This is a genomic window from Pirellulales bacterium (assembly GCA_033762255.1).
Classification (GTDB): Bacteria; Planctomycetota; Planctomycetia; order Pirellulales; family JALHPA01; genus JANRLT01.
The window spans coordinates 55,835-79,458 of sequence record JANRLT010000065.1; the positions used below are offsets into that span (position 1 = coordinate 55,835).

Annotated in this window: 16 protein-coding genes and 1 tRNA gene; 12 read left to right on the forward strand and 5 right to left on the reverse strand. The window is 56.7% G+C overall.

Annotated features, from left to right (window positions below; genetic code table 11):
• The first annotated feature begins 127 nt into the window (after nucleotides 1–127).
• The 9 genes from SFX18_17655 to SFX18_17695 all read left to right on the forward strand — a co-directional run bounded on the left by SFX18_17655 (nucleotide 128) and on the right by SFX18_17695 (nucleotide 12,466).
• Nucleotides 128–1,066 carry a hypothetical protein gene (locus SFX18_17655; GenBank protein ID MDX1964978.1) on the forward strand — a complete coding sequence of 313 codons (939 nt, stop codon included), beginning with the start codon at nucleotides 128–130 and terminating at the stop codon, nucleotides 1,064–1,066.
• Nucleotides 1,024–2,127 (forward strand): hypothetical protein, encoded by a 1,104-nt coding sequence (locus SFX18_17660; protein MDX1964979.1) that lies wholly within the window; start codon nucleotides 1,024–1,026, stop codon nucleotides 2,125–2,127. Before SFX18_17655 ends, SFX18_17660 begins: the two co-directional genes overlap by 43 nt.
• Nucleotides 2,128–2,266: 139 nt before the next feature.
• Nucleotides 2,267–3,262 (forward strand): hypothetical protein, encoded by a 996-nt coding sequence (locus SFX18_17665; GenBank protein ID MDX1964980.1) that lies wholly within the window; start codon nucleotides 2,267–2,269, stop codon nucleotides 3,260–3,262.
• 77 nt (nucleotides 3,263–3,339) lie between these two features.
• Nucleotides 3,340–5,463: a tubulin-like doman-containing protein gene (locus tag SFX18_17670; GenBank protein MDX1964981.1), complete on the forward strand. Its 2,124-nt coding sequence runs from the start codon at nucleotides 3,340–3,342 to the stop codon at nucleotides 5,461–5,463.
• Nucleotides 5,464–5,488: 25 nt separating this feature from the next.
• Nucleotides 5,489–7,348 carry a VWA domain-containing protein gene (locus SFX18_17675; protein MDX1964982.1) on the forward strand — a complete coding sequence of 620 codons (1,860 nt, stop codon included), beginning with the start codon at nucleotides 5,489–5,491 and terminating at the stop codon, nucleotides 7,346–7,348.
• A gap of 211 nt (nucleotides 7,349–7,559) precedes the next feature.
• Nucleotides 7,560–7,847: a ribbon-helix-helix protein, CopG family gene (locus SFX18_17680; protein ID MDX1964983.1), complete on the forward strand. Its 288-nt coding sequence runs from the start codon at nucleotides 7,560–7,562 to the stop codon at nucleotides 7,845–7,847.
• An 8-nt stretch (nucleotides 7,848–7,855) separates the two neighbouring features.
• Entirely contained in the window at nucleotides 7,856–10,477 is a 2,622-nt protein-coding gene (mobF, locus tag SFX18_17685) for a MobF family relaxase (GenBank protein MDX1964984.1), read from the forward strand.
• Between the two features lies 1 nt (nucleotide 10,478).
• Nucleotides 10,479–10,940 carry a hypothetical protein gene (locus SFX18_17690; GenBank protein MDX1964985.1) on the forward strand — a complete coding sequence of 154 codons (462 nt, stop codon included), beginning with the start codon at nucleotides 10,479–10,481 and terminating at the stop codon, nucleotides 10,938–10,940.
• Nucleotides 10,941–10,969: 29 nt separating this feature from the next.
• Complete coding sequence (locus SFX18_17695) at nucleotides 10,970–12,466, forward strand: type IV secretion system DNA-binding domain-containing protein (protein ID MDX1964986.1); 1,497 nt, start codon at nucleotides 10,970–10,972, stop codon at nucleotides 12,464–12,466.
• A gap of 88 nt (nucleotides 12,467–12,554) precedes the next feature.
• Here SFX18_17695 and SFX18_17700 read toward each other — a convergent pair whose 3' ends face one another.
• Both SFX18_17700 and SFX18_17705 read right to left on the reverse strand, forming a co-directional pair.
• Nucleotides 12,555–12,737, reverse strand: coding sequence for a hypothetical protein (locus SFX18_17700; protein ID MDX1964987.1), 183 nt, complete (start codon nucleotides 12,735–12,737; stop codon nucleotides 12,555–12,557).
• A 1,422-nt stretch (nucleotides 12,738–14,159) separates the two neighbouring features.
• Nucleotides 14,160–14,233 (reverse strand) — tRNA-Arg (locus SFX18_17705).
• 424 nt (nucleotides 14,234–14,657) lie between these two features.
• Between SFX18_17705 and SFX18_17710 the strand changes: the two genes are divergently transcribed.
• On the forward strand, nucleotides 14,658–15,350 hold the full coding sequence (locus tag SFX18_17710) for a sigma-70 family RNA polymerase sigma factor (GenBank protein ID MDX1964988.1): 693 nt from the start codon (nucleotides 14,658–14,660) through the stop codon (nucleotides 15,348–15,350).
• Nucleotides 15,351–15,387: 37 nt separating this feature from the next.
• On the forward strand, nucleotides 15,388–17,088 hold the full coding sequence (locus SFX18_17715) for a hypothetical protein (GenBank protein MDX1964989.1): 1,701 nt from the start codon (nucleotides 15,388–15,390) through the stop codon (nucleotides 17,086–17,088).
• 73 nt (nucleotides 17,089–17,161) lie between these two features.
• Here the strand turns inward: SFX18_17715 and SFX18_17720 are convergent, their stop codons facing one another.
• From SFX18_17720 to SFX18_17730, 3 genes are all read right to left on the reverse strand, one after another.
• Nucleotides 17,162–19,018 (reverse strand): adenylate/guanylate cyclase domain-containing protein, encoded by a 1,857-nt coding sequence (locus SFX18_17720; GenBank protein ID MDX1964990.1) that lies wholly within the window; start codon nucleotides 19,016–19,018, stop codon nucleotides 17,162–17,164.
• A 62-nt stretch (nucleotides 19,019–19,080) separates the two neighbouring features.
• Nucleotides 19,081–21,183 (reverse strand): serine/threonine protein kinase, encoded by a 2,103-nt coding sequence (locus tag SFX18_17725; GenBank protein MDX1964991.1) that lies wholly within the window; start codon nucleotides 21,181–21,183, stop codon nucleotides 19,081–19,083.
• A gap of 44 nt (nucleotides 21,184–21,227) precedes the next feature.
• Entirely contained in the window at nucleotides 21,228–22,166 is a 939-nt protein-coding gene (locus SFX18_17730; protein MDX1964992.1) for a hypothetical protein, read from the reverse strand.
• A 325-nt stretch (nucleotides 22,167–22,491) separates the two neighbouring features.
• On the opposite strand from SFX18_17730, the gene SFX18_17735 reads away from it, so the two are divergent.
• Nucleotides 22,492–23,610, forward strand: a complete 1,119-nt coding sequence (locus SFX18_17735; protein MDX1964993.1) for an FAD:protein FMN transferase — start codon at nucleotides 22,492–22,494, stop codon at nucleotides 23,608–23,610.
• Nucleotides 23,611–23,624: the final 14 nt, after the last annotated feature.

Sequence of the window (23,624 nt, forward strand, 5' to 3'; positions counted from 1 at the left end):
TTTTTTTAAGCATTTGTTACAGCCCCCACGTGAAGGCGACGAAAGTTGAAAGCGTGCAATCTTTGCATTCGCGCGATAAAATAGAGGCATCAGGGAACCAACGGCTTCCATAGACTTTGGTGACTCAATGACTTCCCATGAATTATGTCGATCGTTATTTGATTACAGCAGCCGAATTTCCTTTCTGGAACCTCTGCTGGAACCAGTTGGCGGCAACGATCTAGGACAGGGCTACCGCCATGTGCTTTGGCTAGGGACAGAAGAGCAGTTTGAGCTTCAATTGACTAAAGGTCTAACGAAACTGGTCAGCCATCATTTGGCGCTGTCATCGCAACGCGACTGGACGCGACAGCACAAGTGGATCAACCAAATGTTTGGTGAGGTCTTCCGCCGCACGACGACCGACCGGCCGGCCTTTATCTGGACCACCCCGATCTGGAAAATCCTGTCACGCCCTAGTTTTGACAAAAAACGCTGGTCTGTTCAAGTAAATCGCCCGTCTACAACAAAATTCCTCGGGCCTTGTCGAACCCCGACACTGCAAGCGATCTCCGCGATTGCGTCGGGGCGTGTGCAGATTCCCTTCAATAAGCTAGACTTACCTCGTAGGCGAGGAATTCGCGAACAGATATTTACGATGCGTCGTGAGCGAACTGTACTCGACTCAACCGGTCGCCCGATTGGGCCATTGCAGGAAAACCGCTTGACGTTGGGGCATCCTAGCGAAGACGCTGAAGCGTTACTAAAAGATCAGCAACCTATGGAGAGGATGCTGTTTTGCAATGGTGGCGGCTCTCCTTATGTCGATGCCATTAACATTCACATTGGAATACTTTATAACACCTCGGATCAGTCAACGGCTCTTGTAAAGCGCAGCAGCTTCAGCTTCGACAGAGAGGCACGCTTCCTTGGCTATGAAGACTCTAGCTGGCCTTTCCAAGCCTTGATGGAATTGCATCCTGATCTCCGCGCATTATTGACTGAGGCTGTCATCCAACTCAATATCAAGAAATCGATACAAGCATGGCCAAACGTACTCCTGAGAAACTCTCGACTCGCATGGTAGTCACCCCGCCGACATTGCCGGATTCCTTGGAGGGGCGCAATTCATCCGACGCGAAGAGCCAATCTGCCTACGTTCTCATGGCCATCCTGACAGCGGAAGGTAAGCTCATCGCAGCGGATGTCGTGCGATCAGGTGATTTTCAGCAACCCGATAACGAACTGCTTCAAAGTTTCGCGGATGCATCGCGGGCGTTTATATCAAATCGCCACTCCAACAAGCAAATTCAAAAATCGAACATTCATTTGATTGGGAATTATTCTAGCAACTCGCCGGGATTTCCGCAAGAGGATTACTATGCTGCACTTGAACTTGCATTTGCAAAGATTGATGCGGAAAACATCAATTATTGTCATATCGAATGGGGTACGGTTGAGTTGAGGTTGTTGACATTCCACGACAAACAGTGGCAACCTTCCCAAGTGTCCAACAACGAGCTGCTGATACGTCTTCCCGAACTTCCACGAAATGTCTCTCCGACCGAGGCGGCGCAGCGAACATTGGAGGCACTGGACCAGCTTATTGTGCCGCTACGCGAGCAATGGGCATCCTACGAGCGAACGCATGGACGTGCACTCAATGAGACAAAGTATCCAGAAGTTGCCCGCGTCCGGGCTGCAATTCAGCCTTCCGAGGAACAGGTCCGTACGCAGGAAGACAAAATACTTTCAACAACTGCAAGCACTAAGCAAATAGTTGATAAAGCTTACACTATCGTCCAGGATTCGCTCCGACCTCGAACTTTCCGCCTGAAAATCGCTCGAAAGTTGAATCAATGCATCGAACGCTTCAATCGTCTTGATTCAAAAGAAACCGAAGCCGGTGTTAAAAAGCAGCTAGTTGATGCGATTAATCTAGCCAAGAGGACTTTACGGCTGGAATCACGACTCACGAAATCTCTGAAAGAATTGACCAAAGGAACTTCTGTAGGGATTTCCTTTAGATCTTCATCAGTTAGCCAAAAGACAGGTCGCTTTGTAGTCCAGCAAACTTCGACACCTGAACGAAAGTCTGCCAATCTGACTCGCGTCCTACCTATCACCCTCGTTCTTACAGACGAGTAATCTCGCCGAATTGCTTGGCATTCCCTTGACTGAAAAAGCGAAGCTTCTATTATTTAAATAGTCATCGGCGATGGCTTTTTTCAGCGACTAATCGTCGAAGCGAATTAGCAATGTCAATCGCTTAACCTATTCCCCGAACGTGGCAACGAACGTCCAAGATGCAACCATGGATCACAAAAATCGCCTCAACGGCCATTTCCCCGACCCAAACCCTAAGCCAAACTCCTCGCAAGGTCGAGACATCAATTTTGATCTCGACGAAAAAACTCACGACAAGCTTACGGGACATGCTATTTACGAGATTGCCCCGGAGCATGCAGCAAGTTTGCCTGAGCATGCAGCCGCGGCGCTGTTTCCGATCTACGAGGTCGATGTCAAGCGCCTCACGCTGAGCATCCAGCAGTTCGAGCAACAGGTGCCGATTGTGCTGTACGAGGGTAAGGTCCTCGACGGCCGCTGCCGCATCCGAGCTTGTGTCAGTCTCAACCTTCCCGTGCTCGCTGTGCAATTTGCTGATTGCGATTTGAACGGTTTCTCGCCCAAGCAATGGGTTCTACACAGGAACCGTACAGCAACCGATGGCCGCCGTATGACTGACGTGGAATATGCACTTATTGTAGCTACCGTGTATGGCGCAGAGGCAAGCGAGCAGGCATCTCTTAGGATGAAAGGCGGCGTGGCAATTGATGACGTGCTGCGCGGCCCCGCAAACGAACTTCTGGCAATGGCATTTAACCTCTCTCCGAGCTTGATGAAGCAAGCCATGAAAATATCCAAGGCCGGAGAGCCAGAACTCATCGAATTGGTGAAAACAAAGAAGCTCAGTCTCTCGAAAGCCGACGAGATTCTCAAGCTGCCCAAAGCTCAGCGCAAAGCAGCGATGAATGACCCGAAGCGACCATTGCCCTTGGCCAGCGCGGAACAAGCCCTTAAGGCCTTGAAGATCACCCTGAAATTGCTCGATAAAACCGAGAAGCGTATCTTGGAGATCACCGGTTCTAAGCACTTCAATGCCGTTAAACAAATAGACCTAGAGCTGTCGCTCAAGAAACTCCGCGACGCCATCTCGGGACTGCAACCAGCACAAACAGAAAACGCGATTTCGCAAGCAGAATCAAATGGTGGAGTCGCTTGAGCTTCTTTGCGAAGTGTACTACTTACATCATCTCTTACCCGCAGTGTTTCTGCCCTTAACAAGGAGTTCGACCCAGCATGGCTTACAACAACAATAAATGGCGGCCTCATCAAACCGTACTCGTGCTGATCGGCGGGCACGCGCAACGGCTGATTCGTTACATCAAGGCAATCTACCCTCACATCACCTATGTGCTGGTCATAGACGCGCCGAAAGAGATCGACGCCCTCTCTGGTCTTCCTCACAAACCAGCTATCAAGCTCTTCCACCTTGGTCACGGTCACACCGCGCTTACACTTAGCAAGATGCTGCCGAAACGCATGCTCGAGAAAATGCGCTCGTTGGGGGGCATGGCCGCTTCGGAAGGAATGGGGCAATCGATCCTGGTCGGTCGTCTGGCGGCGCAGGAATTGGTGAAATCTCGCGACTTTGTCGAGTTCATCAAGCAACAGCTTCTGCCGGCGATCCGCAAGACAGCCGGGGGCGCTATCGAAGAAGTCCTCTTTTTGTTCTTAGGCTCGGCGGCGGGTGGGACGTATTCCGGTGCCGAATTGCCGGTCGCCCACGCCCTGGCCACGCTCATAACCCAGTTCACATCTGCGATCGCGCACGTCAGCTTCCTGGTGACAGGGCCGCTTACCTATGAAGGGCTTGGCGACCGGATTCTCAAGAACGGAGCCGCGGCATTGGCGGAATTGACGGCCTATGTGACCGCCACCGACCGCAACGCTCGCCACATCCGTACTTTGCGCCTCTTGGAACTGTCCCTGTGTGGGATCGACGAGTCATTGCGGGACGGTTATCTCGCGCAGATCGAGCAGGCCGCCCAGAGTAGTTGGCTAAAATACAATCTCCAAAGGACTGCTCCGAACCGCGCGCAGAATGGTCGATATGGAAACATCCACATCTGGGAGGCGGCGTTCGGGTCGCCGCTCAACGATCACCAGCACATCGCTCCCGTGATAGCGGACTCCTACTTGCCCGCGCTCCGGCTCGTTCGTGATCGAGTGCCGTCCGATTCCATCTTTCAGCGCCTGGAAATCGACCATGATCGCACCACGACCGTTGGTCGCACCGTTGAGCAAATTCTCGACGACGCTGACAAGTTGCCCGCAGACTCGCTGCTGCAGGAATTGGAGTCCTGCCCATTTTTGGATGCTGCTGAGGTGTTCGTGCGACGTAGCGCGAGCGAGCGTCTCAAGATTCAGGAACTGCAAGACAGTTGGGCGGCCCCGGCGGCCACGCTTGAGGTTCTCGACCAGCGGATGCAGGCTCAACGGCGGCTGCTGGACCTGTTGCGAATCGAGTTAGAACTGCTAACGCAGCGGGAGTTGTCGCTGCAATCAGTCATCGTCGAGTCACGGCTCGACTTCCACCGCCAACACGCTCTACTTGTACCAGGAAATCTCTGGAGCCACCTGCGTGGAGTCTGGAGTAGCACGGCCCAGAAACTTGCCCGGCTCGGTCGGGCGGCCTTTGCCGTCCATAATTCTTCGGTCGAAATGACTGAGATCAAGACGGAGCTTGCCGCACTTGAACGGCTGCAAGCGACAATCGAAGCCGACTTCGATTATTGCCATGGCAAACTCGTCCGGCTGATTAAGCGGATAGAAGATTCTTGTCATGCTCTCGGTAAGCAACTTCCCAGTGTGATCGCGCGCCAACTCGACGAGCGCTTGCCGGAACTATGGGATGCGATCGATAAAACGAATGTCACGTTCATGGATGCGATTCGCGGTTCGGTGTGTTCGGTGACTATGAGCGGTTTGGCCCTGATCACAGACGCTCCGGGTCCGCGGGTAGAAGAGATTGCTGCCCAAATTGCCTCCGGTGCCTATTGCCAAACTCCGGCCGTGCCATGGGGTGGACAGCGGCGCTCGGAACAGGGAGCATTTTTCCTGATTTTTCCTCCAGTCGATGCGCCTTTGGCAGAGGTTCTCCGCCGCGAAGTGGCTTCTGCCGTCCCAGACGTGGCGATTGCATTCGCCGACTCCGTTCCAGCGGTGATCAATGTCACGGCGATCACGATGCGGCTTGTGCGTCGCCTCACTGACATTCTCACTAAACCGTATCACCACTCTCTCCGCGAAGTCGTTACAGATCCGTTTATGGAATCGTTTCTCCCCAACGGCCTCAGTACCCTCAAGGCGTTGGGGATGTCAGTGACTCGACCTCGGTCAAAAACGAAGCGTCTTACTTAATTTTTCAATCATTTAGGAGCATGTCATGTCATTCTGCCTACGATTCCTGGTTTTTTTGATTATTGATATCGTCGCTGTCGCGAGCTTCGCGTGGGCAGACACGCTGCACATCCAGTTAGGAGGTATTCCGGCCAGCGTATTGCTACTACTCGGCACGATTTTCTTGTGGGTCACTCGAACGCGGACGACTGGTCACCAGAAGTTTCGGGAAAGCCCGCTTCGCGAAGCATTAGTCGGTGCATTCATGGGTGCTGTATGGACCGGGATGCTGCTGCTCTACTTCTTCGTGGCGGCGCGCCTACCAGGAACCCACGCCTTTTTCCTGGATGGCAATCGAGCGTCGGTCGAATATTCTGTCCGCCTGCTGGAGGAGCGCGCTAATCACTTGGAAGCCGCCGAGATTTGCCTCGCTGAACTCGCAAATCTACACACGGCCGATTACACCCTGTCCCTCGCTACTCGTGCCGTCCGGAATCTCACTCTTGCCGCCGAGCGCTTTCCTGCACAAGCGGGAGAATTGCTCAATCGGGCGATACGCGTAGCCCAGCAGTATGGCGTTTCGGCTGATTATCCACGCTCAGTGCTTGCTGCGCTCGCGGCTCTTATCCAGCAGAAAAAACTCGCTGGGGAGATAGCCGCTGCTCAGACACAATTGAAAACAACTGACGCTCGCCGCCAGGAAGGAGAGCGGGAGTTAGCCGCCGCTCAAGAAAAACTGAAAACAACTGAAGCTCGCCGTCAGGATGGAGAGCGGGAGTTGGCCGCCGCCCAGGCAAAACTGAAAACAACTGACGCTCGCCGTGAAGACGCAGAGCGTTTGCTCGCGTCGCATGAACGACAGTCGGCGGCAGCACTCCATGCCGCCATCGCAACGCGACTCCAGTCAGTTATCGCTGTCGTCCGCGCTACACTCGCGGACGATTTGACGACGGTCGGGCAACTCCTCGAAGACGTGATGCGAGTGGCGGCCGACAAGCAAGTTTCCACGGTGGATGCCGCCAAGGTCGTGACGGAGGTCCGCGCGGCAATTGCGAGCAGGCAGCCGCAAGCTTTACCTATAGGTGCTCGGGCACGCCTGTTACGGTTCTTGCCGTCTGCCATGCCGGGACTGTTGATTGCCGACATGCAAGTCACCGACGCTGCTGGCAACCCCATGGCCTCCTTGCGTTCCGTTGACTTCGTCGCGCGGCAGGACGGACGTATTTGTACTCTGGCGGCAAGGCCGCTGGCAGGGGAAGGAACGCTCGAACTCGCATTAGCGCTTGATCGCAGCGACTCGATGCAGGGAGAGAAGCACCATTCCATGAAGGCTGCCTGCGTAGAGATGCTGCAGAAGCTCCCCAGCGAAGTTAGCTTGAGAGTGACAACCTTTGGTACCGACGTTAGGACCGTGGCAGACTGGGGAACAAAACGCGACGTGGCCATCGTTGGCTGTCAGCGGCTCCAAACGGGTGGCGCTACGGCGTTGTTTGCCGCAATCGCCGAGGCACTTCGGTCCTTGGCAGACCGGCCAGGTCAGAGGCACATCGTCGTCTTCAGCGACGGCGCCAACTCGGTCCCGGGGCCTTCCCCCGCGTCTCTCATTGACGAAGCCCGGCGGCGACAGATCTCTATTCATTTCATTGCCCTGACCTCGGGAAATGACGACCTCACCGACGTTAAGGCAATTGCCACCAAAACCGGAGGTCGTGTCCTGGTTGTCGGCGACGCCCGCGATCTGACTGTCTCGTTTCGCCAAGTGGCGGACGAACTGACAGCGAACTGTCATCGGCTCGCAATCCTCGACGTTGCCCCATCCCAGCCACTCGAGATTCAGATTGGTGGTCTCAACTCCGTGCAAGTCGTCGTCCCACCCCAAATAGCCCAGCGGACCGTCGCACAATAGTTGTACCTTACAAGACCCATAACAGACCTTTTCAACCCATACCACACCGTGGCACCGCAGTGCTTGCTAAGAGATCGCTTCGCTCCAGAAATCGAAATAAAAGAGAGACTTCGGGCGTTTACAGAAAGCCCATAAGTGTTTGCAGGAAGCATTCGACTCGCAGGTAGAGCCTTTCCCGTCAAGACTTACAACGCAAACCACCAAGAAACAGATGAACTCCCAGACGATCGCCTTTCGCGTAAAGCAAGAGTTACTTCAGCAACTCGACGAAGAGTGTCGTCGCTTGAACGTGACACGGAGCGACCTTGTGCGCGCAATCGTCGAGGAGCACTTCGCGATCTGCCCCGCTCGTCTCGCGGAGGAAATCTCCAAGCTGCACGTGCGGCTCAAACTCGTCCACCGCAATCAGGCGCGCTCGCTCGTAACGCTCTTGACGGCAGGTGGCCAGATATCCCTCGAAGACGCCAAAACCATCGCCCGCTCCGATTTGCTCAGCTAGGAATTCAGATGTTGACGCTTACGGTTCTCGAAAGCGGGATCGAAGAATACTTTAACGGTATCGTCAATCCCGACTACTACACCGGCGGTGGCGAGCCGCCGGGCCGCTGGTACGGCCGCGGTGCCGAACGGCTCGGTCTCTTGGGACGAGTCGAAGCCGAAGCATTCAGTCGAATCCTCGAAGGTCTCGCCCCTGACGGAAAGCCGCTTCAAGTAACCCGCCGATCGAAGACTGAAAAATATACGAACAACATCAGCTTAGCGAATTCCGCACAGCGTGTGCCGGGATACGACTTGTGCTTCTCGGCTCCCAAAAGTGTTTCCGCGTTGTGGGGCTTTGGTACGCGTTACATTCGCACTGCGATTGAAGAAGCCTTTGAAGTTGCTTGCACCCAGACGCTTGACTGGTTCACAGCAAACATTCCCCTTAGTCGCCGCGAACGAGGCGGACGACAGGAACAATTCGCTGAGTTAGTCATCGCGAAGTTCGGACACGCAACAAGTCGCCTCATTGACGGTGACGATTGGCAACCTCAATTTCATTGCCATCATGTGATTGCCAATGTCGCCCGTGGCACCGATGGTCGTTGGTCGGCTGTCAACAGCCGCCGCTTGCACGAATGGGCGCGCACGTTAGGACCGATGTTCCGAGCGGTGCTGGCGACGGAACTGATTGAACGCTTGGGTGTGTCCCTTTACCGGCCGCTTGACGAACAAGGACGCTGCGCTTCCTGGTTTGAGATTGCCGACGTGCCGAGCGAACTCTGCGAGCGCTGGTCGGGTCGTCGGCACGAAATCGAAGAACGGATAGCGGCCGAGGGCAACGGTCTTGGTAACGCTTCCGATGCCGCCGCCCGCGAGCGCGCCAATCTTGCCACTCGTAAAACCAAGTCGTCCATTCCCGCCAGGTCCGAACTGTTTTTGAAATGGGAAGCTATGGCGAGAGAGTTTGGCGTCACCCCCCAAATGCTGGAAACAATCACGAACCGACAGCAACCGCAGAGTAATCGGGAGCAAGTCTTTGCCGACTGCTGGCACGAAGCACTCGCAACAATTGAGACCACGCAAGCCACGTTCACGGAACGCGACATAATTCGAACGGTTTGCGAAGCAGGTCAGGCTATGGCCGTGTCGGGTGTATGGCTGGCCGATCAAACTCGCAAAAAGCTAGACGCAGACCGAGAGATTCGCTGTCTCGGCAGCTTGTCTGGCGAAAAGCAGTATGTCACCGACGAGATGTGGGGACGGGAAGAACAACTGCTGGGAAATTTCGAGACGTTGCGGTCCGTTCCCGGTGCCAAGATTCAATCATACGCGAATTTTCAGTCACCTTCGAAACAGCGCCTTTCCGACGAACAACAAACTGCGGTCACTGACATTCTCCAGAGCAAGCGTGCGCTGCGGCTGCTAACCGGCGTTGCCGGGGCCGGGAAGAGTACCACCCTCAATGCTCTCCGCGAGGCTTTTGAAGCGGCTGGCTACAGGGTGCATGGTGCAGCCCTGTCTGGGACCGCGACCGAGGAACTTACGAAAAAAGCGGGTATCCCGTCACGAACAATTGCGAGCCATCTTCATCGTCTGGAGGGTGGTGCAAACGGTTTCGACAAACCCAACCTGCAAACCTCCCACAACGCAGGCAATACAGCGGTGCCGACGCCTCCCTCAGAAATCCAATACGGTGACATTCTGATCATCGACGAAGCGGGCATGGTTGACGCCGGAACGATGCTCCGGTTGACGGAAGCGGCGCAGCGACTTTCGCTCACCCTCATTCTTGTCGGCGATGTACGGCAGTTGCAGCCCATTGCTCCGGGTGGGCCGTTCGCGCACCTGATGCAGACAGATCAAGCCGCGATGCTGGCAACCAACTTGCGTCAGCAAGACCCCGCCGACCGTCAGGCAGCGCAAGATTTCCGGCATGGTGATGCCGCGAGCGCTCTCAGGAATTACGCCGAACGAGGACGGCTCACCGTCGCTGAAGATCGCGCTGGAGCGTTGAGCGCGCTGATCGCCGAGTGGAAAGCGAATGGAGGAATGTCACGACCTCAAGACCACGTTATCTTCACCGGAACACGAGCCGAATCGCGAGCCGCCAATCGACTCGCCCAGCGCGAACGCGCGAAAGCTGGAATCATCGACTTCGCGTCCTCGATTCCTCACGATGGCGAGCGATTCTGTCTACACGACCGTGTCCTTTTTCACAAGAACGTGTTTGCGGATGGTATTCGCAATGGCTATAGGGGAGAAGTCATCGCGATTGATCGATTCCTAAAGCGGATCACCGTCCGGTTCGACGGCGATTCGGGGCGTCAAGTCACGATCCGTCTCGCGGACTATGGGAACCAAAGTCTCACACATGCTCTCAGTATGACTACCCACAAATCGCAAGGTCAAACGGTTGATAATGCGTATTTGCTCGTCGGCGGAAGTATGGCTGATCGCGAACTGGCCTACGTGCAAGCAACTCGCGGTCGCTGCACAACACGTCTCTTTGTCGATCGCGCCCACGCCGGGGAGGAGTTGGAAGCACTCGCGAGCACGCTTTCCCGTTCACGCGTCAAGGAACTTGCCCATGACGTGGCCGCGCGAATCAGCCAACGCGAAAACAACACTTATGAAAGGGGACTTTGAGATGATCACTTCTCTCACGCTGGCCGGGTTTGTGGCCCTAGGTTTCATCATCTGGATCGGCCTTCTCAAGCTCTGGAACTTCTATGAAGAACGTACTCCCACAACCATCCAAAGGCGGATCTACACGACGGCCAAGAACCTGCCGCGCGACGTTTTCAATCTCGTCGTCTCCAGCGTTCTTTGGTCGGGATTGGGAGCCCTAGCGCTCCAATTCTTATTCGGTCTGGTCGGTCTCGCGGGATGGCTTCCCAACACGTCGTGGGCATTGCCAGTCATTGTGTTCTTTATCCTGGGAGCCCTGTTCTCCTTCTGGGAAGAGCCGGCAAGATCGGAGGAAGTCCAGCCGCGCGGGCGGGGGTTCAACAACAATCGACTAGGTTCCGGTCCTCGATCGTCTCCACCAGCAACAACAGCCGGCAACGTCCGCGGCCGCACGATTCGCACCTACCACGAGATCAAATAGAGGAAACATTTACTAAGAAAGGAACTTCGATGCTATTCAAGCGAAAACCTCCTCCGGTGCCAGAGCCTGGCAAAAAGCTGGCTTGGGGCCGCCACCAACTTGACGATAGCGAAGCTACCGGACATTTTCTTGCCGTGGCCGCTTCAGGCGGTGGCAAGTCAACCCTCTTGCAACTTTTGATGCAATCATCTCTGGGCGGCATCGGGATCGAACCCGACAGCCGCGCCTTGGTCTACGACCACAAGCAAGACATCCTTCCACTGCTAAGCGCCATCGCCCCGCACGCCAAGATCGTCACGTCCCATCCGTTCGACAAAAGGGGCGCGGCTTGGAAAATTGCCCGCGATGTCACCAACCCGGCGGTTGCCTTGGAGACAGCTCGAACACTTTTCCCTGATGTTCAAGATTCACAACCGTTTTTCGCCGACGCTGCGCGGCATCTGCTGTATGGCGTCATGCTGAGCTTCATTCTCAGCGGCGAACACTGGACGTTCGCTTCGCTCCTGCGCGTCATGCAGTCGGCTCGATTGATCCGCCGCGTGCTGCGGAAGCACGGGGTGACGCGATCCATCGAGCGTGAATACTTTGGCGAAGAGCGTACGGCGGCGAACATCATGAGTACGGTCGCCACGAAATTGCTGCCGTTCACCAACATCGCGGCGAGTTGGGAGACAGCCGCTGAATCTTTTTCGATTGAAGACTGGGTTCGCGGAAACTGGATTCTCGTTCTGGGGAATTACGAGACTGGACGTATGGCGATTGATGCCGTCAATCGTTGTCTCTTCAAACGGGCCTCAGATCTGGTGTTAAATCAATCGAACTCGTTTACGCGGCGGACGTGGTTTCTATGGGATGAAATCAGCGAAGCCGGAAAACTGGATGGACTGGTCAGCTTGATGAAGAAAGGCAGATCGAAAGGGGCGTGTTGCGTACTGGCTTTTCAGTCCGTTCAGGGCTTGCGGCGAAGCACGCTCTACGGTCGCGAGGAAACCGACGAAATTCTCGGGCAGATCGCCAACCGCTGGTTCGGTCGCTTGGAGTGCGTTGAGACGGCCGAATGGGCGTCGGAACTTTTCGGGGATCAAGAGTTTGAGGAAGAATCGGTTTCAGAATCAACCGGCAATGGAGGCAAGAGTCGCTCCGTAAGCCGACAACGCACGACGCGTCGACTCGTTCTGCCGAGCGAGTTCCTCGACATCGACGCGTGTAACTTGACGAATGGTCTAAGTGGCTACTACATCGTCCGCTCGCACGGTTCTTACTTCGACAAACTGGAGGGCGCCGTCCTCTGGGGCAAATCGCTCATCGCGCCTCGCTCCGACGTGCCTGAATTCGTGCCTCGGCCTTCGGACTCGATGCTCCTGAAGGCTTGGTCAGCTGCGGAGGATGCGACATTCTGCGTACCGAAGCTGGCGCGTAAAAGCCCAGAACCGCGCAAGCTGTCTGAACACACTCCGGACAAACCTCCGATTGACCGTAGCACCAAAACTCAGAATCTCGACGATCTTGACGCCCATTTTCAATAAACTTTGAGAAGGAATTCCCGTGGCACACTTATCATCACCCGAATCGCTTGCCCCACGCATGATCTGCGTGCGAGAAGTCGCTACAATCCTAGGTATCTCGACTCGCAGTGTCTGGCGGCTTGTCTCTCGCGGCGAGCTGCCGCAACCAATCCGCCTCGGACGCACCGTCCGCTGGCGGCCAGCAGACATTGAACGTTGGATCGAAGAGAAACTTAAAGCCAGCCACATCATAAACACCCCCCGTCATCGCCCACACTAGGAGTCTTGACATGGCCTCGATATACAAGCGAACCCAGGACAAATGCAAAAAGCGCGCTTTTTGGTATATCGGTTACAAGGATCATCATGGTAAGCGTCGAACCATTAAAGGATTTACGGATCGTGCTGAAACCGAACGATTAGCGGTTCGCATGGAGGAGGAAGCGAGTATGATCAAGAATGGCTTAAAGCAGTTGCCTGATGCCGAGCGATATTGCTCTGTCGCTGATTTCGTAAAGCGATTTCGTCAACAATTGATTGACCGCGATGTCAGTGAATTCCATCGTGACCAAACAATTAGCCGAATTACGCGAATCGTTACCGAATGCGACTTTCACACGCTCCAAGAAATTCAAGGGGATAAAATTGAACGCTGTCTGTCAGATTGGAGACAAGCCGGAATGAGCAAGCAGACAAGCAATCATTATCTCAAAGCCATGAGGCAATTTAGCTTATGGCTGGTCAAAACCAAACGCTTGGTAATCGACTATACGGCAAATATTCCATTGCTGAATGTACGCACCGATCGCCGTCACGACCGTCGGGCTTTATCCCAGTCTGAATTTGAACGATTAGTAGTAGCTGCGGAAACTGGCCCTAGCGTCGTGGGTATTGCTGGTCCCGATCGTGCCATGATGTACCTACTAGCGGCGGCAACAGGATTACGACGCGGTGAGATTGGCAGCCTCACCATTGAATCGTTTTCAATTGAGGCAACGCCAGCCACGGTTACAGTCAATGCGAGTTATAGCAAACACCGCAAGTCAGACACCCAGGTGCTTCCTACTGAACTCGTTGAGTATCTGCTTAAATGGCTCCAGCAGAAGAAGCCTCAGAAGCAAGAACTCCTGTTTCCCGTATCAAAGCAATCTGGCGGACTTGATCGCCGTACATCGGAAATGATGCAAAAGGATTTAGCTCATGCACGTGCTTCCTGGATAAAAGAAGCTGTGACATCTGAAGAAAAGATGGAGCGAGAAAAATCGGACTTTTTGAAATACCAAGATCGTGAAGGACGTTTCGCCGATTTTCATGCGACTCGTCATACGTTTATTACCAACCTTGGTCGTGCAGGCGTTTCTGCCAAGACAACACAAAAACTCGCTCGCCATTCCGACATTCGCTTAACAATGAATGTCTATAGTCATACAGACTTGGCGGAAAAGGCAGAAGCAGTGGGAAAGCTTCCGCAGCATTGGAAGCCCACGAATAGCCAAGCCGCGGATTCAAAATCTGTGTCCCAGTCGGAAGTACCAACAACCGGCTGGGAGTATATTGGGAGTGCGCCAGAAGCTCAAACTGACCAAAATAGACAATCTGTGTCACAAAGACAAAATTGGAGTCAGCCCAAAGCAGACAGCGAGGGCTCTTCGCAAGTTGTTGCTAGTTCAGCACTTGTCGCCAAGAATTCATTAGAGTCAACAACTGTCGCAACTACACCCGGAGGGGCTCGAACCCCCAACCCTCGGTTCCGAAGACCGATGCTCTATCCAATTGAGCTACGGGTGCAACTACAAGAAAATTCTTCCTGGGAGCGGGATCCAGGCGGCCGCAACCGCCGTTTCCCGCTACTCCTGCTCAGTCCTGACAGTGTAACAAATTCGTGGCGGTCCCGCTATTTGGGATTTAATTGCGGGGAAATTTCCGGGTGAGCGGTATTTTAGGGGAACACCGGGAGCCGCTGGTTTGCTGGCGTCCAGACTATTGCTGTGACAGATTTGCGCCCCCGCGGGTTCGCAAAGCGGTCCGCCCGGAAATTACGCGTCAAAATGGGTTGGGGACGATACCCAGACCGCCGCGCGGTGTTGTATATTAAGGGCGAAAGAGGGTAAGAAATTTACGCATTTGTCAATAAATCCCGGGAACGCGGCGGGGCCGTCTTTCCGGGGAACCGCGACGCCCGTTCCATTCCGTTGGCGGGACAAACTATCGCATGTCCATCAGCGACTCCACCGCTTTTCGCTATACCATGCACGATCCCGACGTGCGGTTGATGCTGGCGGTGCGCGGCGACGACGCCAACGCCTTTGAAGAGTTGATGCTGCGCTATCAAGACCGGTTGGTCAACGTGTTAGAGCATTTGGTGCAGCAGCGGGATTTGGCGGAAGATCTGGCGCAGGATGTATTTTTGCGGATTTACCGTTCGCGTAAAAGCTATGTGCCGGGGGCCAAGTTTTCGACGTGGCTATTTACCATTGCCAACAATGTCGCCTCCAATGCGCGGCGTTCGCAGGCGCGGCGCAAGGAAGTCCGGCTGGCGGCCCCGGCGGATCAATCGCAGGAACTTCCCACGATGGATGGCGTGGCCGTCGCGGCCAGCGGGCAAATGCCTCACCGGTTATTGGATAAGGAAGAGCTGCGGTACGCGGTTCGCGCGGCGATCGGCACGCTCAACGAGCGTCAGCGAATGGCGGTGCTGCTGAATAAATTTGAAAACATGAGTTACGAGGAAATCGCCACCGCCATGGAACTAACGCCCAAGGCGATCAAGTCGCTACTGTCGCGGGCGCGCGGCAATTTAAAGGCCGCTCTGGAACCTTATTTGCACCGGGGCGAATCCGTCCAGGCGGGGCTGGTGTCGGATACTGCCCTGGCCGGTGATTCCCCGGACTCCCCAGCGGATTAACCTTCCTTGTTGGTATTGCACGAGAAGGTGCCTAGCCATGCCAGAACTGAATGAAGTCGAATTGCCTCCCGATCCCCTGGACGAGTTGCTAACCGCCTACTTGGACGGAGAACTCTCGCCGGCGGATGCCCGCGCGCTTGAGGAACGGCTCTCCCGCGAAGAGCGGGTGCGGCAACGCCTGCGGGATTTATCCGGGGCCTGGGATTTACTGGATAATCTGCCTCGGGAAACCGTCGACGAGAACTTTACCAAAACCACCGTCGCCATGGTCGCCGTGGCGGCCCGGGACGAAGTTCGCGAGTTGGAAGCCGCGGCCCCCCGCTTGCGGCGGCAGCGCTGGTTATGGACCGCGGCGGCGGGGATCGCCTCTTTACTGTTGGGCTTTATCGGTTTACGCGCCTTTTGGCCCGATCCCAATGCCACCTTGCTGGCCGATTTATCGCTCTTGCAACAATGGCGCCAATACCAGCAGGTGGGCGATTTGCAATTCTTGCGACTACTTGACCAGCAAGGCCACTTTAGCGAAATCGCCGACCAAGACCAATCCGCCGCTCCCTCCCCGGATCCGCTAACTCTCACGGCAGAATCCGACAAACGGGCCTATTTGGCCGGCCTGTCCGTCGCCCAAAAAAATCAATTGCAACAAAAGCAACAAGAGTTTTTGGCCCTCGATCCGGCGGAGCAACAACGCCTGCGCGATTTTGAACGGCAACTCCGGGCCGATCCCCAGGCCCAGCGGCTTTCGGAAGTCCTGGCCAATTATCAGGCGTGGCTGATGAATCGCCCTCCCCTGGAAGTGGGGGAGTTGGCCAAACTGGCGACACCCGCGCGGCTGGAACGAATAGCGAAATTGGTCAAGGACGAGGATGAGCAATTTGTCAAACGCTATGGCCAGGAAGAGATTGAACCCCGCGATTACCGTACGATTTTTGAATGGTTTGAAGATATCGTTTGGCGGGCCAGAAAACCATTATTAGAAACCATGAAGCCCGATGTGTTGCGGTTTGTGGCCAGCCGTATGCAGCCCGAGGCGAACCTCGATGAAAAAACCCCCGACCAGCTCCAGCAAATCATCGAAAGCAACGAACCCCACGCCCGCAAGGCGCTCATGTTTCATTTTTGGCGGCATTTGGCGGGCACCAACCCCAAAATCCTGGCGATCACCGCGGCCGACATTCAACAGCTTAAGAAACGCCTCTCCAAGACGGCCCTGCAACGAATCGAACAATTTCAACAACGCAACGGCACCACCAACCTTCCCCCCGAAACCCTGGTCGACGAGCACCTCAAACTGCTGCAATCCTGGGTTTGGACCTCCATGCAGGTCGGCATGTCCATGCGGCGGCATGTGAGCGAGGAAGACCTGGAGCGCTTTTACAAAAGCCTGCCCGAGGATCAACGCAACGAACTACAATTGTTGCCGGCGGAAGAATTTAAGCGGGAATTGCGCCGCAAGTTCGACGAGCGAAACGGCTGGCATCGAGGTCGCCCGGGGGATGGCCCCTTTGGGCCTAAGGGTTTTGGCGGCAAAGGTAATCGCGGTCCCCGGGAAGATGGCCCCCCGCCTCCGGGAGAAGGCCCCCCGTTTGATGGGCCTCCACCACCGCGACGGCCGGAAGACGGCCCCCCCTTTGAACGCGGTCCCGGCGGCCCTGGCAGGCCACGATTTGAGGAACCACCGCCCAACTATGGCCCTCCCGAGTCGCGTGGCAAGCCGCAACCCCCCGCAGTGGACTAAATTCCGGGACTTTGGGGGGATAGCCTACCCAGTGTGACCCGAATCTGCTTTCTACAAAGCCACCTCCGGCCTTTTATTTATTTGTCAGTTCAATTTTTCCCGCCCATGCCCCAGGGACAGTGGAACCCAGTTGATTCCAACACTGTTCCATCAACTGCCGTTGGGGATCATGCGGGGGAAGTTGCACCACCAAGCTGCGCGCTGCCGCCCAATCGCCACTAGTAAAGAGTTGTTCGATTTTTTCCGCCAAGGCGGATTTGGCGGTGGCTGCCTGCGGACCCTCGTCTTCCACATCCAGCAATTCGCCAATGGGGATTCCTTGTTCCCAACCATACGGCTGCACCGTGGCCAGTGGACGATAGCACAATTCTCCGCTGGTCGCGTTCTCCACCGCTTGGGCTGTCGCCCGGTCTAGCAAAATATCCGCGGTGATCCGCCGCGTCAGGCTTTCCAGCCGCTTGGCCAAATTCACCACCGGCCCAAAGGCGGTCACTTGGGCTTGGTCGCGGGTGCCAATTTTTCCCGCCACCGCCAGCCCCGAAGCCAGACCGATCCCTACCTGAAAATCCGCCAGGGGATGTGCGGGATCCCCGGCCAAAGCGGCAAAATCTCGGCGAATTGCCAAGGCCGCACGGCAAGCCGCCAGGGGCGCGGCTGGCTCGGCAAAGGGCCACCCCCAAAAGCCCATCGCGCTATCCCCCTGAAAGTCACTGACCACCCCCCCTTGTGCCAGAATATGACGGGTCATAATGCCCAGGGCTTCGCTAACGCGTTCGAGCAAATTCAACAAGTTAGCGGCGGCCAGTTCGCTTTTGCGGCTAAAGCCGCGTAAATCGCAAAAGAGGACCGTGACGGCGGTTTCACGCGGTTGCAGAGCTTGTTCGCTATCGCGCGCGGCCAGCAGTTGCCGTACCCGGGGAGAAAAAAACGCCCCCAACGTGGCCTGCCGCTGGGTTAAATCCCGCAGATCCAATAAGGAACCCAGCGTGGCCGCGACAATTTCGGCATATTTCAAATCATCGCGCAGTAGCTCGGGATCTTCGGCGGTGGCATTTACCGGTAAAGCCGGTTCCCGACCCGCGTTTGTTGGCGCGACGGCTGGGAGTGGGGGAACGCGGCTGCCGCCAGTTAAATATAAGACCCAGCCGCTGCGTGTCTGGCTGGGGATCGGGACACAAAAGGCCCAACTGTCTTGCTCGCTCATGGTGTAGCCCAGCGACTCGTCCAGGGAAAGCCAGCGATGCAAGATGGTTTGTTGTTTGAGCAGGGCGGCCTGGATGAGTCGTCCACTGGGACGAAATTGTCCCGCGGCCAAGGAGCGGCGGTCCCAGTGCAATACCTGCGTGCGCATCGTGGGGTTGGTCTGGGCGTTTTCGGTGGTGGAAGGGGGGGAGTCCGCGGCCAACCATTCTTGCTGGACGATTGCCGCCGCGTCGGCTCCCCGCACATGCAACAGCAGCGTGACCAGCCGTTCGAGCAGTTCCTGCTCGTTGGCCGCGCTATGGATGACTTCCGGTAGGCGCACCAAACTGTCAATGCGCCAGTCGGCGCGTTGAAAAGGGACTTGCCGCAAATCAGCCGCCGAATAACTGGCGATATAGCGCGGCTCCGGGGCGTCGCGGGCTACCACCACCTGTTCCTGGGTAAACGTAAACGTTGTCCGGCCAATCACAAAGTGCTGCCCCGGGCCTAGTTGGCATTCCTGAATTTCTTTTCCCCGCACAAAGACCGGATTGCGCGCGGTGGAAAGGCGGCGCAGCCGCAGGCACTGGCCATCCCATAACAGTTCCAAGTGCCGGCGCGAAATCTTGGCATCCCATGCCACCGACCATTCCCCCGCCTCGCGCCCCAAGATGAACGCCTGGTCCAAGGGGACGTTCTTGCGCCAGCGATTTTCAAAGTCGTGACCTTGGGCGATCAGTTGGGCCATGCCGGAATCCGAGTTTTTTCGCGGGAAAGGATGCTTGTGCGAAAGTTGCCGGGGGTGGGTCATTAGGCGTGCCGGGGGAGTGGCGGTGGCAGCCGAATCTGCCGCAAAGCGTAAATCCACAGCCCCGCGGTAATCGCGGCGGCGCAGCCCAGGGCAAATATTCCGCTCCAAAAGAAATGCGCGCGAAACTGGTCAAGCTCGCTCCCCAGTACCTGATTGTAAGGGCTTTGCACGACCACCACCCAGCCCGATGGCTTGCCCCGGATAAGGATGGGTTGCTGCCACGCCAGCCAGCGTCCGGCAAATCGTTGTCCAGCCGGATGGCGGCCCAGGGGGTCGCGGTAGTTGTCGGTGCCGCTTTGTAACGGGGGAAGCTCTGTGGCCGGGACGCGCAGTTCGGCAATTTCGTCGGGCAAGATCCCCGTGGGGGCGGAGACCTGGCTAAACAGGGGATGCTGCACGATCAACCCGGCGCCATCCCCGGTCCGCTGGTCAACCAGCGCGGTAAAGTGCCCGGAGTTGCTATGCAGCTCGATCCATTCTTTCCCCACCTCAAAGGTCAACGCCAGCACGCCCAAAAATTCCTGGCTGCCATCCAGTTTAAACAGCGGCGTGGAGATCGCCACGCTCCAGCGCTTGCTGGATTGGCTGCGATAGACGGCGGAGAGATGCGTCCGTTTGAGCGATTCAGCCGGTGCCGGTCGCCAGTCGGGGGCTTGATCGCGAGCGCCGCCATGAAAGTACGTTCGCCAGGCGTAATTTTGACCGATGGTTTGGCTGGCGGGCAGGCGCGCGACCTGCAATCCCCGCGCGTCGGTCAAAAACCAACTGGCATAGCCAAAGCGGTTATGTTCGGCGATGAGCGAGGCCAGGCGGTCCTGTAATTTAGTTAAGTAGGGGAGTTGTTTGAATTCCTCGCGATAGGGTTCTAGCTGCATTTCGGCGGATACGGGATCGCTGAGCTTGGCCCCCAGGGTCATGACTTGCTCGCTGCTTTTATATTCCGCCAACAGGCCGCATAAATCGGGATCTGCCGCCAGGCGTTCCACAAGTTCAAACCGGTTGGCGAGATCGCTTCCCGCGGCGTCCGCCACGTTGTGGCCGGCAAACTTGAGGCTTTCGAGCGCTTTCCCGGTCAGGGATGATCGCAAATCCTCAAACGCGTTACCAAAGAACCACCATGCGACGAGCGCCAGGCAAGACATTACCACCACCGGCCCCACTCCCCCTAGGGTAACCAGCGGCCACAGTCGCCGCCGCCGTTCCCGCGTATCGAGCGCTGTCAGGACCTCGGTCAAATTGGCAAACCGCTCGCCGGGATCCAACGCCAGGCAACGTTCCAGGATTTCGGCCAACGCCCAATCCAGTTGAAATTTTGCCGCTATTTCTGCGGCAGAAAGCGGTCCCAGGCCGCGGCGGTATACTTCCAGCCGGTTGGCCAACAGGGAGGTGTTTTCCAGCCGCGCGGCCAGTTCCCGCGTCTGCCGCGGGGGCTCCCCCGCCAGCATGGCGTACAGGATTGCACCCAGACCATACACATCCCAGCGCGCATCGGGGGATTCGCTGCCGGCGGCTTGTTCCGGAGCCATGTAAAAGAGCGTGCCGCAGGCCGGTTGTTGTTCGTGCGCCAGCCGCGCCTGGCCAAAATCCGCCAAGCGCGGCCGCGCGTCTTGATCCAACAACACATTCGCCGGCTTCAGATCGCAGTGCAGCACCCCTTTGCCGTGGGCGTGGGATAAACCGACCGCCAGCTCACGAAAGATCTCCACCGCCGCTTCGATTGGCAGAGGCCCGGCCAGCTCCAGCCGCTGCGCCAGCGAACCGGCTTCCACGTACTCCATGACGTAATACGGGGTCGCGGCGTCCCAGCCGACATCCAGCAGTTGCACCACATAACGGTCCGCCGACAGAAACGCCAGTTTTTCGACTTCCCGCGCCAGTTGCGACCAATCTTGATCGGGAGAGACATGAAAAAACTTGATCGCCACGGGACGGCCCGTGGTCAAATCCCGCGCAACCCAAACTTCGCCAAAGGCGCCGCTCCCGAGGCACTTATCGCAATGATAGCCGGGGATTTCCAGGGGAGGACGCCCCAAACGCAGACTGAGCTGCCGGGCGTGCTGGCGTTCCTCGCTGGCCTGGGATTGGGTTTGATCGAGGGACATACGCGCACAACTTTTTTTACATTACCGCGGGTAGGCCAAGCTATTTAGCGATAGACCCCATGACAGGCGTCGCAATTTTTATTGATGATGCCCAGGGCCGCGCGTCCGGCGTCGTAATTTTTGGACTTGGCGGCCAATGAAAGTTCCGTCGCGGCCTGGCGCATGGCATTGGCAAAGCCCTGGTAGTCCTCGCTATCGGCGTCGGCGTAACCTTCGCGAATGATAGCGGCGCTAATAGCCGCCACAATTTGCGCTTCATGCTGGATTTGGTCAGCGCTATTGCCAAAGGTCCCCGCGTCGGAGGTAAATTTATTCAAGCGTTCCTCGGTGGCTAGCTTCAGCCGGGCCATCAGCGGGGGACGATTGGCGACTTTTTCGTTCCATTTGGCCTTGGGCTCTATTCCCGGGGGAGTTTCCAACGATTCGCCGCTTAATATTTTTGCCAGGTCCTCGGCCCGATTCTTGGATTCGCTAAAGGCCTGGTCGGTCGAGACCTTGAGATTCATGCTGACCCGGCCAAAAAGTTCGCGCGCAGCCAGGGCGTCCTTTTTAAAACGCACATCCCCCGCGTACTCGGCGATAATCCCAAACATCAGGCCCAGCATGCTGTAACTGATCCGCGAACGTTTATATCCCCCGCTTTTGAACGCGCTGATCGTTTTAACATCCTCCCCCGTGGGCGTGAGATACGATTTGATCTCTGATTCCAGCGTGGCGGCGTCAATAATTTTTGTCCAATCGGTCGCGCCGGGGTCCAGCGCCACCGGTGTGTTACCGCCGCTGGTCGCCGGAATGTTCGCCACCGCCGCGGCACCCGCCCCCAACGCGGGCCGCGAACCGACCAGTTCCTTGGCGGCGTCCTCGGGAAACAGGCTCTTCACAGTCTGGTCCCATTGGGGGGGAAGAGCCCGCTTCGGGGGAGTGGTTTGCGCCGCCACCTGCGTAAGTCCCCACAGTCCCGCCATCCCAACGAGCGCACACACGTAAATCACTCCCCACAGTCCAAGAGGGGGGCGAGGAGGGAGAAGCTTTTTTCCACCAATGGCGGAGGGGTCGTGCGGCATGGCTGGCTACCGAGGCTCGGGGCAAGGTTGGACAAATCGAGCGGTTGGGTCACGCGAATATGTTTATTATGCCTTTCCCCATCCAGGCAGGCAACGCGCGGGAGGGAACAAACTGTTTCTGTCTAGGTTGGAGCGCAATCCATACCTTGAATTCAGGCCCAGGTTGGCAATAATTTGGCAGTGCGTAGTTTTGACAGGCAAGGCGGTTTCTGCACGGCGAACCATTTTTGGGCGGCGAAAATTTATGGCTGATTCGCATCGCCGCGATTTTATCACGGGAAAAAGCTGGCCCGCCGCCGCGCGGGAAATGCTGGATCGGCAATTTCCGCATTCTCCGTTGACCACGGTCAAGACCGAGTATTTGCTCAGCTACACCCGCCGAGCGATGGCCTGCGATTTTTCGGTGTGGCTACCCGCGGATGCTTCCGCCGAGGCCACCACCGCCGCCCTGGCCGCGCTCGATCTCGTGGAAAATCTGGAAGCCCAACTTACGATTTACCAATCCACCAGTGAAATCAGCCGGATCAACGAGTTGGCCGCGACAGAGCCAGTCGTGGTTGAGTCGCGGTTGTTTGAATTGTTATGTCAAGCGCGGACGCTCTGGAGCGAATCCCGCGGCGCATACGACATCACCAGCGGCCCCCTGAGCGAAGTTTGGGGGTTTTCCCGCAAGCAAGGCCGCCTACCCAGCGAGCAAGAAATCTCCGCTGCGCTCACACGAGTGGGATCGCAACATTTGCAATTGAATCCCCGTGATCATACGGTCCGTTTTTTGCAACCGGGGTTGACGCTTAATCTGGCCAGCATTGGCAAAGGTTACGCGCTGGACCGTTGTGCCGAGATCTTCGCGGCCGCGGGCGTGGAACGGTATCTCTTGCATGGGGGGAATAGCAGCTTGCTGGCCCGCGCGCCACTCGCCACGGAGATAGCCAGGGAGAGCATCCCCGGGACACCTCCCCCATTGCCGGTGAAAGGCCCCGATAACTGGTGGATTGGCGTGCGCGATCCGTATTTGCCCGATCAGCGGATTCTGGAAGTAAATTTGCGCAATCGCGCTGCGGGAACGTCGGGGGCGGCCGTGCAGCACTTTTGGCATCAGGGAAAGCGCTATGGGCATATCCTGGATCCGCGCACTGGCTGGCCCGCCGAAACAGCGCTGTCGGCCACGGTGCTGGCCCCCACCAGCGCCATGGCGGACGCCATTTCGACGGCCTGTTATGTCCTGGGTGCGGAAGGAGCGGCGGAACTGTTGGCCACGCAACCCGGAGTCGCGGCGTTGATCTTTTCCCCGGGAAAAAAGGCCAGCGAGTGGGAGCTTACCACGTTGGGCCTGGATCCGGCGGATTTACGGCAGGTAAGCTAGGGTTACGCACTTTT